The following is a 12,633-nucleotide window of genomic DNA, read 5'->3' as shown; positions in this document are numbered from 1 at the left end:
TCACAGCGTCGTCAACGCCCAGGTGGCGGCCAGCAGCCCCGGTCCGTGGGGCACGTGACGCGTGCGTCTCAGCGCGGCGACGGCGAGGGTGACCGCGCTCGACAGGATCGCCGCAGGTAAGAGGGCCGACAGCGCGAGCGGCGCGCCGAGTCCGAACGCGAGCTTCACGTCGCCGCCGCCCATCAGCCGCGGGTTCACCCGCCGCACCGCGAGATGAGCGCCACCGAAGACCACCGCTCCGAGTGCCGCGGCTCCCAGCCGGTGGGACTCCAGGAGCAGCAGCGCGGCCGCCAGCGGGAGGGTGAGCGCGTCCGGCAGCCGGTGGTGCCGCAGGTCGACCAGCGCGAGCACGACACCGAACCACGCCAGCAGGTACGACGAGGGCGGTGCGTCGAGGACGGCGGCGACCGTCCACAGCGAACCCAGCACAGACGCGAGCAGGACCGTGGTCATGGAGACCACGGTCCTGCCCCGAGTGCTTCCCGCCCAATCCCGGCCTGTCGTGAACGGTCCGTTCAGAACAGGCCGGGCAGGCTCAGCGAGACCAGTCGAACAGCGCGTCGTTCGCCGACACGTCGACGTCCAGCGCCAGGTCGCCCAGCACGTCCGCCGACGCGTCCAGCGCGATCACCGGGCAGATCGGCGCGAACCCGGCCGCCTCGACCTCGGCCGGGTCCCACGTCACGATCCGCTGCCCGGCCCGGACCTCCTCGCCCTTGACCACGTGCAGCTCGAAGCCCTCGCCCTTGCGCTTCACGGTGTCGATGCCCAGGTGGACCAGCACCGCGGCGCCCTCACCGGAGGCGACCACGAACGCGTGCGGGTGCAGCGTCACGATCGTGCCGTCGAGCGGCGAGACCACGTCGGACTTCGACCGGACGGGCTCGACCGCGACACCGGGGCCGACCATCGCCTGCGAGAAGACCGGGTCCGGCACCTCGGAGAGCGCGACCACGCGACCGGCCACCGGGCTGCCCACGCGGACGCTCACAGGAGGTCCTCGATGTCGGAGGCGATGGTGTCCGCCTCGGGACCGACGACGACCTGCACGACGTTGCCGGAACGCATGACTCCGTGCGCTCCCAACGCCTTCAGCGCCTTCTCGTCGACGACGGAACCGTCCTCGAGCTCACACCGCAGGCGGGTGATGCAGGGCTCGATCTCGACGATGTTGCCGGCGCCACCCAGGGCGGCGATGATCTTCTGCGCCTTCTCGTCAGCCACGTTCGTACCTCTCGTTCCCGTAACAGCGGTTGACACCCGCTCAGTGCGCGGAGCATTCTCCCGCACCAACTGGTCTAGACCGGAAAGTACCACTGCGAGGAGGTGAGCGAGTGCACGAGATCGTGGAGGGGCCCAAGCCGAAGCACGCGCAGCTGCGCGAGATCCTGCGCCGGCTCGCCGAGCAGGACCTCGCACCCGGCTCGCCGATCCCCTCGGAGCGCGACCTCGCCGAGCGGTACGGGGTCTCCCGCATCACCGTGCGGGCCGCGGTCGGCCAACTGGTCGCCGAAGGCCTGCTCACGCGGGCCAAGGGGCGTGGGACGTTCACCGCTCGGCGGCGCTACGACCTGCAGCACCTGCTGGCCTCGTTCACCTCGGACATGAAGGCGCGGGGCATCGAGCCCAGCACCGAGGTGATCAGCGCGGGCCAGGCGGCTCCCGGTTCGAAGGCCTCGCTCGGTCTGGACCCCGACGAGTACGCCTATCGCGTCGTGCGCTTGCGCAAGGCCGATGGCGCGCCGTTGGCGCTTGAAACCGGCTGGTACAGCCCGCACCTGCTGCCCGAGCTCGACCGGTGCGACCTCACCGGGTCGCTCTACGAGCTCTTCGCGGCCGAGTACGGGGTCCAGCTCGACCACGCGCGGCAGACCGTGTGGGCCGAGACCGCCGACGCGGACACCGCGAAGGCGCTCGACGTCCGCAAGGGCAGCCCGCTGCTCGTGTTCCGCAGGGTCGCCAGCTCCGCCGGCAGGCCCTGCGAGGACGTGACTTCCTGGTACCGGGGCGATCTCTACCAGGTGACCATGCAACTGGACCGGACCGTCCCGGGTTCCGGACCCAACTCCGCCAAGGGAGGAACCCGATGAGCACGGACGCCGCAACCGGTGGTCGTGAGATCAAGGGCCTCGCCACGTTGCAGCGCTTCGGTCGCAGCCTCATGCTGCCGATCGCCGTGCTGCCCGCGGCAGGTCTGCTGCTCCGCTTCGGTCAGCCCGATCTGCTGGGCAAGGACGGCCTCGGCTGGAACGAGGTCGCCGCCGTGATCGGTGCGGCGGGCGACGCGTTGTTCAGCAACCTCGCCCTGCTGTTCGCGGTCGGCATCGCCGTCGGGTTCGCCCGCCGCGGTGACGGTTCCACCGCGCTCGCCGGTGTCGTCGGTTACGTCGTGCTGACCAGCGTCTTCAAGGCGATGTCGCCGCTGGTCCTCGACCAGCCGACGGACCCGGCCGCCAAGCCCGAGGTGATCAACTACGGTGTCCTCGGCGGTATCGTCGTCGGCATCCTGACGGCGCTGCTGTGGCAGAAGTACCACCGCATCAAGCTGCCCCCGTACCTGGCCTTCTTCGGCGGCCGCCGGTTCGTCCCGATCATCGTCGCCGGTGTCATGACGATCGTCGGCGTCCTGCTCGGCCTGGTCTACCCGTGGTTCGACGCGGGCCTGACCGCCATCGGCGAGTGGGTCACCGGCAGCACGATCATCGGCGCGTTCATCTACGGTGTCGTCAACCGCCTGCTGATCCCGCTCGGCCTGCACCACATCGTCAACAACGTCGTGTGGTTCCAGTTCGGCGAGTACAACGAGAAGACCGGTGACATCCCGCGCTTCCTCGCGGGCGACCCGACGGCCGGAACGTTCCAGACCGGCTTCTTCCCGATCCTGATGTTCGCCCTCCCGGCCGCCGCCCTCGCGATCGTGCACACCGCGAAGCCGAGCCAGCGCAAGATCATCGGCGGCATCATGGGCTCCGCCGCCCTCACCGCGTTCATCACCGGTGTGACGGAGCCGCTCGAGTTCGCGTTCATGTTCGTCGCGTGGCCGCTGTACCTGATCCACGCGGTGCTGACCGGTACGTCGCTCGCGATCTCGAACGCGCTGGGTGCCCACGACGGCTTCTCGTTCTCGGCCGGTGCGATCGACTTCGTGCTGAACTGGAACATCGCGCAGAAGCCGTGGCTGCTCATCATCCTCGGCCTGATCTACGCGGTGGTGTACTACTTCCTGTTCCGGTTCGTCATCACGAAGTGGAACCTGAAGACCCCTGGCCGCGAGGACGACGAGTCGCCGGAGGCCGACGAGAGCATCGTCGGCACCGTCCGGGACGAGGCGGCCACCACGCGCACCGACGTCCGCGAGGCGCGGACCGACGTGCGCGAGCCCAGGACCGACAAGAAGTAAGCACCAGCTCTACCGGGAGGAACCATCATGGCCGAGCGACGGGTCACCGTGGCCAGCAAGGTCGGACTGCACGCCCGGCCTGCCGCACTGCTGGCGAAGGCCGCCGCCGACCAGCCGGTCACGGTCACCATCCGAAAGGACGGCGGCGAAGCCGTGGAAGCGGCGAGTGTCCTGGGTCTCATGACCCTCGGCGCCATGCACGGTGACGAGGTGGTGCTCAGCGCCGACGGGGACGGAGCGGATGCCGCTCTGGACGCCATCGCCGAGCTGATCGCCACCGACCACGACGACTGAGTCGTGGCCCGGTCGTGAGCGGTCGCCCCGACCGAGACCGCTCACGACCAGCCCGAAGTGCAGGACCACCCCGGCGGTCACCACGCCCGAGATCATCGACGGCGTGGCGCCGGGGTGGCCCACCACCAGCCAGACCCCGCCCACCGCGAGCGCGGGCGGCACGAGCAGTCCCGCGGTCCAACTCCGCAGCACCAGGAACGCGAGCGTCGAGACCAGCAGCGCCGCGCCGAGCGTGTCGCTGAACCGGTGCCAGCCCAGCGACACCGTCTCCGCCGCCACCGTCCCCGCGCCGATCGCCCCCGGCACCGCCACGAGCAGCGCGAACCTGCGCGGCACCGCCATCGTCACGGCGACGACCGACGCCACCGCCGCCGTCGTGTGTCCACTCGGGAAGCTGTTGTGCACGAGCACCGCGTCGTCGTCGAGCGGTGGCCGCACCAGCACGTGGAGCTTGAGGACCTGCGCGAGCAGCACCGAACCGCCGAGCACCAGCAACGGCGCGAACGACTTCCGGCGCGCGAACAGCACCACGAGGACTGCGGCGAAGAGGACCGCCACGTCCACGTCGGACGCCCACGACCGCTGCAGCGACAGTTCGGGCAACGCGGCGTTCTCCACTTCCTGCCCGAACGACGTCCACACGAGCGCGAAGTACGTGAAGAGGAATCCCAGCGAGCTTCCGGCCATGCGACCGAGGTTCCGCGAGCCGCTCAACGGGAGCGTCCACGCCATGTCATGGTTCCGCTACAGAAAGAGCACAGTCGCCGTGACCTCCGGATAATGGCTCTCGTGGCGATGGTGTTGCTGGTCGAGGACGACCCTTCGGTGCGTGAGGGACTCGGGCTGGCGCTGCGCCGCCAGGGCCACGACGTGCGGGCGGCGGGAACGGGCGAGGAGGGCGTCGACCGGCTGCGCGAGTCGCGTCCCGACATCGTGGTCCTCGACATCATGCTGCCCGGCATCGACGGCTTCGAGACGTGCCGCCGGATGCGCGTGCAGGCCGAGGTGCCGATCATCATGCTCACCGCGCGGGGCGACGACTTCGACGTGGTCGCCGGGCTGGAGGCGGGCGCGGACGACTACGTGGTCAAGCCCGTCGAGCCGCGCGTGCTGGAGGCCCGCATCCGCGCGGTGCTGCGGCGGACCATCTCCGAGCCGTCGAACGTCGAACGCCACGGCACCCTCGTGATCGACCGCGCCGGTCTGCAGGTGCTCAAGGACGACGCGAAGGTCGCGCTGACGCCGACCGAGCTGAAGCTGCTGCTGGAGCTGTCGCGCACGCCCGGCCGCGTGCTGACCCGCCAGCAGATCCTCGAAGCGGTGTGGGAGCACGACTACCTCGGCGACTCCCGGCTCGTCGACGCCTGCGTGCAGCGGCTGCGCGCCAAGATCGAGGACGTGCCCTCGGAACCCCGCTACGTCCACACCGTGCGCGGCTTCGGGTACCGCTTCGGCCCGCGATGAGGACGGTGTTCCGCGGCCTGAGGCCCCGGCTGATGGCCTCGTTCCTGCTCCTGACGCTCCTGGGCGCGGTGGCGGCGGCCGGGGCCTCCTACGCGACCGCCCGCACGTTGCTGCTGGAGGACGCCCAGGACGGTTTCATGAACCCGTTCGTCGACGACGTCCGCGAGTACGCGCCCCGGCTGACCGTGCCGCCCGCGCAGCAGGACCTCGACGACTTCGCCTCGTTCCTGCGCAGCAGGGGCGTGGTGCTCTACGGGGACCTGCGGTCGGACAACGGCCCCGACCCGTCGTTCATCCCCCAGGAGATGCGCACGGCGCTCAAGGACAGCACGACGGTCCTCTGGCAGCGCCGCACCGACATGGCCGACCCGTACGTCGTCGTCGGCATCCCGCTGCTCAAGCCCGACGGGAGCCGCACCGGCGTCGAGGTGTGGGCGCTGACGGACCTGGGCGCCACGCAGCGGGCCATCAACAGCTTCTCGACCGCCGCCTGGGTCGGCGTCAGCCTGGTCCTGCCCCTGGCGCTCGGCCTCGCCCTCTTCACCGCCCGCGGCGTGCTGCGCCCGGTCCGCCGCCTCGGCACCGCGGCCCGCGCGCTCGGTTCGGGGCGGCTCGACACCCGTGTCGACGAACGCGGCTCCGACGAGTTCTCCGACCTCGCCCGCACGTTCAACCGCGCCGCGGAGCAGCTGGAGGCCTCCCAGGCCGCGTCCCGCCGGTTCGTCGCCGACGTGTCGCACGAGCTCCGCACCCCGCTGACCGCGATGAACGCCGTGACGGCCGTGCTGGACGAGGACGCCGACACGCTGCCGCCCGACACGGCCGTCGCGGCCAGGCTGGTCTCCGCCGAGACCCGCAAGCTCACCCGCCTGGTCAACGACCTGATGGAGATCTCCCGCTTCGACGAGGGCCGCAACCTGCTGGAGCTCGACGACTGGGACATCGGCACGGCCGTCCGCGACACCCTGGCGGCCCGCGGCTGGACCACGTCCGTCGACGCCGTCCTGCCGGAGGGCGTCGTCGGCAGGGTCGACCGGCGCCGCCTGGACGTGGTCGTGGCCAACCTCGTCGGCAACGCGCTCAAGCACGGCGGCACCCCGGTCCGCGTCGAGGTGCGGCCGGGCGTCGTCGAGGTGTCCGACCACGGCCCCGGCATCGCGCCCGAGGCGCTCCCCCACCTCTTCGACCGGTTCTACAAGGCAGACACGGCCCGCTCCCGTTCCGAGGGCAGCGGGCTGGGATTGGCGATCGCATGGGAGAACGCGCGCCTGCACGGCGGCACCATCGAGGCGGCCAACGCGCCGTCGGGCGGAGCGGTCTTCACCTTGCGCTTGCCCTGGTGACCCTCGCCGCCTGCGGCGTCCGCCCGACCCCGGTCCTGACCGGCGGCGAGGCGCCCACGGTGTCGTCGCACGAGCTGACCGTCTACCTCGTGTCGGCCGACGGCGCTCTCGTCCGGCGCGACAGGGCGTACTCCGGCACCGTCGACAGGGCCACCGCCATCAACCTGCTCGTCGCCGGGCCGACCGAGGAGGAGAAGAAGCTCGGCCTGGTGACCGAGGTGCCCGCCTCGTCGTCGCGGGTCTACGCGATCTCCAACGTCATCGTGCTGCCCGAGGACATGCTGAACCTGTCGAAGATGGCGCAGTTCCAGCTCTACTGCACGGCCATCGCGAGCCGGGCGAAGGTGGAGGGAGTGCCGGCCACCGGCGTCGAGTGCCCGTGACCCGGCGCCGGCTCCTAGTCGTCGGTGAGATGGCCGTCGTACGGGCCGACCCTGGTCACGCTCTTGCCTTCGCGGAGCACGAGCTGCAGGCCGTGCTCCTCCTCCCACGAGCATTCGCACTCGACGGAGATGTGGACCAGCGTGCCCTCGCCGTCGCGCAGCACGGAGACGACGTGGCGGTCGAACGTGACGTGGTCCCAGACCTCGTCCGGGCCGTCGATGCGGGGGAAGTCGTCCAGGCCCTCGCCGAACGCCTCGTAGGTCTCGCGGTAGTAGGCGAAAGCGGCGGGGGCGGCCGCGGTGAGCGCCGTGCGGTCCAGCGCGAGGAACGCGCGGATGGCGGCGTGGTAGTCCTCCGGCGCGTCGTCGTCCTCGTAGCCCTCCAGGGAGAACGGCAGGGCGGCGCCGCCGAAGAGCGGCACGGGAACCGGGGCGCTGACCAGCGTCTCGTAGTCGCTCTCGGTGACGGGACCGAGTCCGGGGACGTCCATCCGGCTAGCCGCGCAGGGCGAGCTCGGCGGCCAGGGCCGCGCGCATCGCGTCCTGCGGCGCCGGCAGCCCGGTGAACTGCTCCACCTGTCCGAAAGCCTGGTGCAGCAGCATGTCCAGGCCCGTGGCGAGCCGCGCGCCCGACTGCTCCACCGCCGCGGCGACCGGGGTGGGCCACGGGTGGTAGATCACGTCCAGCACGTACGGGGCCCGCGCCAGGTCCGCGGCCAGCGGCACCGTCGCCTCCGCCGGGACGGTCGACACCAGCACGTCCGCGGCGCCCGCCAGCACGGCGAGGTCCACCGAGGACAGGTCCAGCACGTCGACCTCGACGCCGACCCTCGACGCGGTCTCGACGGCCTCACCGGCGCGCGAGGGGTCCCGCACCACCAGGGACACCGACTTCACGCCCAGGTCGGCGAACGCGGCCAGGACGGCCGTGGCCGTGCCGCCCGCACCGAGCACGACGCCGTTCGAGCCGCCCGAGAAACCCTGTTCCCGCAACGCTCCCACGACACCGTCCACATCGGTGCAGTCGGCCAGCCAGCCGGACTCCAGCCGCACCAGCGTGTTCGCGGCCCCCACGGCCGCGGCGCGCGGGGTCACCGACGACGCGAACGCCAGTGCCGCGCGCTTCGTCGGCATCGTGCACGACAGGCCGGCCCACTCCGGTCCCAGCGAGGAGACCAGGGCGGGCACCCCGGCCTCGGTGCACTCCAGGCGCGTGTACTCCCAGTCGAGCTCCAGCGCGGCGTACGCGGCGTTGTGCAGCACGGGAGAGAGCGAGTGCTCGATCGGCGAGCCGATCACCGCCGCCCTGCGCACTAGTAGATGCCTTCCTTCTGGGCCTTCTGGTCGTTCGCGTTGTGCTCCTCGAACGTGGTCGCGAAGCACGACGTGCCGTCGGCCTGGCACTTCACGAAGAACTTGATGTCGCCGCCCTCCGGTTTCAGCGCCGCGGTGATGGCCTGCTGCGAGGGCGAGCCGATCGGCGTCGGGGGCAGACCGGGGAACTTGTAGGTGTTGTACGGGTTGTCCGCGTCGCGGTCCGCGTCGGAGGTGCGGATGTGCGGCTGGTTGTTCTTGTAGTTGATGGTCGAGTCGAACTGCAGCTTCTCGCCGTCCTTCATCCGGTTGTAGATGACCTGCGAGACCTTGGTGAAGTCCTTCTCGATCGCTTCCTTCTCGACCAGGGACGCGATGACGAGGACCTCGTACGGCCGGAAGCCGGTGTTCATCGTGCCGCCCGGGATGCCGGCGCCCTGCAGCTTCTGCGCGGACGAGACGATGACGCTGCGGATCAGCTCGACGGCGGAGACACCCGGCTTGACCTGGTACACGCCGCGCATGATCAGGCCTTCGAGGCGGAACTGCGGCTGCGCCTTCTTCACGTCGGCCAGCGCCCAGTCCGGGACGCCGAGGGCGACCGGGTCGGTCTGCTCGGCGGCGGCCTTGATCTCCTCCGCCGACAGGCACTTCTTCTGCCCGTCCTTCTCCGTGCAGCTCGCGGCGGAGAGCTGGGAGTAGATGCCGGGGACGGTCTTGCCGTTGGCCTGGATGTCGGTGAGCTTGAGGCCACCGACGATCTGGACGGCCGGGACGCGGGTCTTCGGGTCGATCATGCGGGCGACGGCTTCCTGGCCCGACATCTTCGTCTTCATCAGGTAGAAGCCCGGCTGGATCGACGTCACGCGGGCGTCGGTCTTGCTGGCCTCGGTGAAGGCGCGGGCGGAGGCGATGACGCCGTTGTCGTACAGGGTCGACGCGATCTTGCTGACCACGTCGCCGTCCGAGACCTCGACGATGGCGTCGGCCTCGCCGGCCCCGGCGTAGTCGTCGAAGGAGCCGATGCCGCGCAGCTCGCGGTAGCCGTAGTAGGCGCCGCCCATGCCCACGGCCAGCACCGCGGCCACGACGACCCACAGGATCGTCTTCTTGCGCTTCTTCGCCTTGGCTCGCGCCCTGTCCCGCTCGCGGTCGCGCTTCTGAGGGCGTCGTTCGTCCACGTCAGGGTCGGTGAACAACCCGAGATCGTCGCTCACACCTCGTCCTTTCGGGCGGCCAGGAACCGTGCCCGTGCGTCCAGCCAAGACTGCAGGATCTCGACAGCGGCGGCCTGGTCGACCACGGCACGCTGCTTCTTGCCCTTCACACCGCGCTGAGCCAGCACGCGGCTCACCACCACCGTCGTCAGCCGTTCGTCGCTGAACCTGACCGGGACAGGGGCGACCCGGCCCGCCAGGGCGGCAGCGTACGTGGTCGCCGCCTCCGCCGCGGGGCCGTGCCGACCGGCCAGCGTCTTGGGCAGACCGACCACGACCTCGACCACGTCATGCTCAGCCACGAGACGTACGAGCTCGGTGAGGTCCGAGCCGCGCTTCTCGTCACGCTGCAGGGTAACCAGCGGAGTCGCCAGAAACGCACCTGGATCGCTGAGGGAAATTCCCACGCGCACCGACCCGACGTCGACGCCGAGTCTCCGTCCGAGGCCCGGGTCGTCGACGCCGGGCAAGGACGGGCCGGGACTGTCAGCGCTGTTCAAGCACCTTGTCCAGTTCGTTCGTGAGGGCCGTGACGGCCTCCTGAACGCCACCGGGGTTCGTGCCGCCGCCCTGGGCCAGGTCCGGCTTGCCGCCACCGCGGGCGGCGATGGCCGGGCCGAACACCGGGACGAGCTTGCCGGCGGCGAGCCCCAGGTCGCGGGCGGCGGCCGTGGTGGCGACCACGAAGCTCACCTTGTCGCCGTCGACCGAGAACAGGGCCACCACGCCGGGCTTGTTCCCGAGGCGGTTGCGGACCTCGCCGCCGAGGGTGCGCAGGTCGTTGCCCGACACGCCCTCCAGGCCGAGGGCCACGAGCGACAGGCCGCGGACGTCGAGGGCCTTGTCGGCCAGCGACCCGGCGTTGCCGAGCAGCTGGGCGGCGCGGACCTTCTCGAGCTCCTTCTCGGCGACCTTGAGCCGCTCGACCAGGGACTCGATCCGCTCGGGCAGGCCGTCGGAGCCGACCTTGAGCATGTCGGACAGGTTCTGCACGATGGCGCGTTCCTTGGCCAGGAACCGCATGGCCTCGATGCCGACGTAGGCCTCCAGGCGCCGCACGCCCGAGCCGACGGACGACTCGCCGAGCAGCGTGATCGGGCCGATCTGCGACGAGTGCTCGACGTGCGTGCCACCGCAGAGCTCGCGCGACCAGGGGCCGCCGATCTCGACGACGCGCACCGTCTCGTCGTAGGTCTCGCCGAACAGGGCGACGGCGCCCATGTCCTGGGCACCGGCCATGTCGGTGTAGACGACGGCGACCGGCAGGTCCTTGCGCACGGCGAGGTTGGAGACCTCCTCGATCTCGCTCTTGGCCTCGGTGGACAGGCCACCGGTCCAGGCGAAGTCGAGGCGCAGGTAGCCGGGCTTGTTGTACGAGCCGCTCTGCAGGGCCGACGGGCCGAGCACCTGGCGCAGGGCGGCGTGCACGACGTGCGTGCCCGAGTGGCCCTGGCGGGCGCCGACGCGCCACTCCTGGTCGACGCGGGCCTCGACGTGCTCGCCCTCGGCGATCTCACCGGAGCGGACGCGCACCTGGTGCACCCACAGCTTGCGGGCGACCTTCTGCACGTCGAGCACCTCGAGCTCGGCGTTGCCGGTGACGATGGTGCCGGCGTCGGACTCCTGGCCACCGGACTCGGCGTACAGCGGCGTGCGGTCGAGGACGACCTCGACGATGTCGCCCTCACGGGCCGACTTCACACGGGCGCCGTTGAGCACGATGCCGCGCAGCGTGGCCTCGGAGGCGAGCTCGGTGTAGCCGGTGAACTCGGTCGGGCCCTGCTCCAGCAGCTCGCGGTAGACCGACTGGTCGCCGTGGCCGGTCTTCTTGCCGGCGGCGTCGGCCTTGGCGCGGGCGCGCTGCTCGGCCATGAGCTTGCGGAAGCCGTCCTCGTCGACCGTCAGCCCGGCCTCGGAGGCCATCTCGAGCGTCAGGTCGATCGGGAAGCCGTAGGTGTCGTGCAGCTGGAAGGCCTTGTCGCCGGGCAGCGTGGCGCGGCCGTCGGACTTCACCTCGGCGGCGGCGTTCTCGAAGATCCGCGAGCCGGAGTCGAGCGTGCGGAGGAACGTGTCCTCCTCGGCCTTGAGCACCTGCTGGATGCGGGCGAACCCGCTGACCAGCTCGGGGTAGGCCTGGCCCATCGAGTCGCGGACGACCTCGGCGAACGTCTGCAGCACCGGCTCGGTCACGCCCAGCAGGCGCGAGCTGCGGATGATGCGGCGCAGCAGGCGGCGCAGCACGTAGCCGCGGGCCTCGTTGCCGGGCGTGACGCCGTCGCCGACCAGCAGCACACCGCTGCGGGCGTGGTCGGCGATGACGCGGAAGCGGACGTCGTCGACCTCGTTGGCGCCGTACTTGCGCCCCGACAGCTCCTCGGCCTTGTTGATCACGGCGCGGACCAGGTCGGTCTCGTAGACGTTGTCGACGCCCTGCAGCAGGTAGGCGACGCGCTCGACGCCCATGCCGGTGTCGATGTTCTTGGACGGCAGCTCGCCGAGGACCGGGTAGTCCTTCTTGGCACCGCCCTCGCCGCGGATGTTCTGCATGAAGACGAGGTTCCAGATCTCCAGGTACCTGTCCTCGTCGACGACCGGGCCGCCCTCCTTGCCGTAGGCGGGGCCGCGGTCGTAGTAGATCTCCGAGCAGGGGCCGCACGGGCCGGGCACGCCCATGGACCAGAAGTTGTCCTCGACGCCGCGGCGCTGGATGCGCTCCAGCGGCATGCCGGCGACCTTCTGCCACAGCTCGATGGCCTCGTCGTCGGTCTCGTAGACCGTCACCCAGATGCGCTCGGGGTCGAAGCCGTAGCCGCCGTCGTCCTGGGACTTGGTGATGAGCTCCCAGGCCAGGCGGATGGCGTCTTCCTTGAAGTAGTCGCCGAGCGAGAAGTTGCCGGCCATCTGGAAGAACGTGAGGTGGCGCGTGGTCTTGCCGACCTCGTCGATGTCGGGCGTGCGCACGCACTTCTGGATGCTCGTCATCCGCGGGGCGGGCGGCGGGGCCTCGCCGAGGAAGTACGGCTTGAACGGCACCATGCCGGCGTTGACGAACAGCAGGTTGGGGTCGTCGAGCAGCAGCGAGGCGCTGGGGATGTACTTGTGGCCGGCGTTCTCGAAGTGCTCGCGGAAGCGCTTGATGATCTCGTGGGTCTGCACGGGAAGTCCTCGAAGTGTTGCTGGGGAAGGTCAGGGAGCCCCGGAGGGCATGGCACGGGGGC

Annotated in this window: 14 protein-coding genes and 1 pseudogene; 6 read left to right on the top strand and 9 right to left on the bottom strand. The window is 70.7% G+C overall.

The genetic code is table 11. From position 1 onward, the window contains the following. The 3 genes from VF330_RS12045 to VF330_RS12035 all read right to left on the bottom strand — a co-directional run bounded on the left by VF330_RS12045 (position 1) and on the right by VF330_RS12035 (position 1,224). Positions 1–453, bottom strand: a complete 453-nt coding sequence (locus tag VF330_RS12045) for a prepilin peptidase (protein WP_330851632.1) — start codon at positions 451–453, stop codon at positions 1–3. Between the two features lie 82 nt (positions 454–535). Continuing rightward, positions 536–991 (bottom strand): PTS glucose transporter subunit IIA, encoded by a 456-nt coding sequence (locus VF330_RS12040; RefSeq protein ID WP_330851631.1) that lies wholly within the window; start codon positions 989–991, stop codon positions 536–538. Beyond that, positions 988–1,224 carry a PTS glucose/sucrose transporter subunit IIB gene (locus tag VF330_RS12035; protein WP_330851630.1) on the bottom strand — a complete coding sequence of 79 codons (237 nt, stop codon included), beginning with the start codon at positions 1,222–1,224 and terminating at the stop codon, positions 988–990. Before VF330_RS12035 ends, VF330_RS12040 begins: the two co-directional genes overlap by 4 nt. Positions 1,225–1,334: 110 nt before the next feature. Between VF330_RS12035 and VF330_RS12030 the strand changes: the two genes are divergently transcribed. The 3 genes from VF330_RS12030 to VF330_RS12020 are packed head-to-tail and all read left to right on the top strand — an operon-like array spanning position 1,335 to position 3,694. Beyond that, the gene (locus VF330_RS12030) at positions 1,335–2,090 is read left to right on the top strand and encodes a GntR family transcriptional regulator (protein ID WP_330851629.1); all 756 of its coding nucleotides are present in this window, start codon (positions 1,335–1,337) and stop codon (positions 2,088–2,090) included. Next, positions 2,087–3,400, top strand: coding sequence for a PTS transporter subunit EIIC (locus VF330_RS12025; RefSeq protein WP_330851628.1), 1,314 nt, complete (start codon positions 2,087–2,089; stop codon positions 3,398–3,400). The genes VF330_RS12030 and VF330_RS12025 overlap by 4 nt, the downstream gene beginning before the upstream one ends. A gap of 27 nt (positions 3,401–3,427) precedes the next feature. Next, complete coding sequence (locus VF330_RS12020; RefSeq protein ID WP_330851675.1) at positions 3,428–3,694, top strand: HPr family phosphocarrier protein; 267 nt, start codon at positions 3,428–3,430, stop codon at positions 3,692–3,694. Between the two features lie 192 nt (positions 3,695–3,886). Here the strand turns inward: VF330_RS12020 and VF330_RS12015 are convergent. Continuing rightward, positions 3,887–4,381 (bottom strand): annotated as a pseudogene (locus VF330_RS12015) (phosphatase PAP2 family protein); the annotation flags it as partial. A 102-nt stretch (positions 4,382–4,483) separates the two neighbouring features. On the opposite strand from VF330_RS12015, the gene VF330_RS12010 reads away from it, so the two are divergent. The 3 genes from VF330_RS12010 to VF330_RS12000 are packed head-to-tail and all read left to right on the top strand — an operon-like array spanning position 4,484 to position 6,884. Then, positions 4,484–5,158 (top strand): response regulator transcription factor, encoded by a 675-nt coding sequence (locus tag VF330_RS12010; protein ID WP_330851627.1) that lies wholly within the window; start codon positions 4,484–4,486, stop codon positions 5,156–5,158. Beyond that, positions 5,155–6,501 (top strand): HAMP domain-containing sensor histidine kinase, encoded by a 1,347-nt coding sequence (locus VF330_RS12005; protein ID WP_330851626.1) that lies wholly within the window; start codon positions 5,155–5,157, stop codon positions 6,499–6,501. The genes VF330_RS12010 and VF330_RS12005 overlap by 4 nt, the downstream gene beginning before the upstream one ends. Next, on the top strand, positions 6,498–6,884 hold the full coding sequence (locus tag VF330_RS12000) for a hypothetical protein (RefSeq protein ID WP_330851625.1): 387 nt from the start codon (positions 6,498–6,500) through the stop codon (positions 6,882–6,884). The genes VF330_RS12005 and VF330_RS12000 overlap by 4 nt, the downstream gene beginning before the upstream one ends. A 14-nt stretch (positions 6,885–6,898) precedes the next feature. On the opposite strand, the gene VF330_RS11995 is transcribed toward VF330_RS12000, so the two are convergent. Genes VF330_RS11995 through alaS form a run of 5 tightly spaced genes read right to left on the bottom strand, consistent with a single transcriptional unit; the run spans position 6,899 to position 12,571 of the window. Continuing rightward, the gene (locus tag VF330_RS11995) at positions 6,899–7,375 is read right to left on the bottom strand and encodes a DUF6985 domain-containing protein (RefSeq protein ID WP_330851624.1); all 477 of its coding nucleotides are present in this window, start codon (positions 7,373–7,375) and stop codon (positions 6,899–6,901) included. A gap of 4 nt (positions 7,376–7,379) precedes the next feature. Then, the gene (locus tag VF330_RS11990; protein WP_330851623.1) at positions 7,380–8,198 is read right to left on the bottom strand and encodes a shikimate dehydrogenase; all 819 of its coding nucleotides are present in this window, start codon (positions 8,196–8,198) and stop codon (positions 7,380–7,382) included. Beyond that, positions 8,198–9,415, bottom strand: coding sequence for an endolytic transglycosylase MltG (mltG, locus tag VF330_RS11985; protein ID WP_330851622.1), 1,218 nt, complete (start codon positions 9,413–9,415; stop codon positions 8,198–8,200). The genes VF330_RS11990 and mltG overlap by 1 nt, the downstream gene beginning before the upstream one ends. Beyond that, on the bottom strand, positions 9,412–9,915 hold the full coding sequence (gene ruvX, locus VF330_RS11980) for a Holliday junction resolvase RuvX (RefSeq protein ID WP_330851621.1): 504 nt from the start codon (positions 9,913–9,915) through the stop codon (positions 9,412–9,414). The genes mltG and ruvX overlap by 4 nt, the downstream gene beginning before the upstream one ends. After that, positions 9,902–12,571, bottom strand: a complete 2,670-nt coding sequence (gene alaS / locus VF330_RS11975) for an alanine--tRNA ligase (protein WP_330851620.1) — start codon at positions 12,569–12,571, stop codon at positions 9,902–9,904. The genes ruvX and alaS overlap by 14 nt, the downstream gene beginning before the upstream one ends. Positions 12,572–12,633 lie beyond the last annotated feature (62 nt).

Source organism: Lentzea sp. (assembly GCF_036380075.1).
Taxonomy (GTDB): domain Bacteria; phylum Actinomycetota; class Actinomycetes; order Mycobacteriales; family Pseudonocardiaceae; genus Lentzea.
Note: the sequence above shows the minus strand (reverse complement) of the source record. Positions and strands in the feature narration are given on the sequence as shown.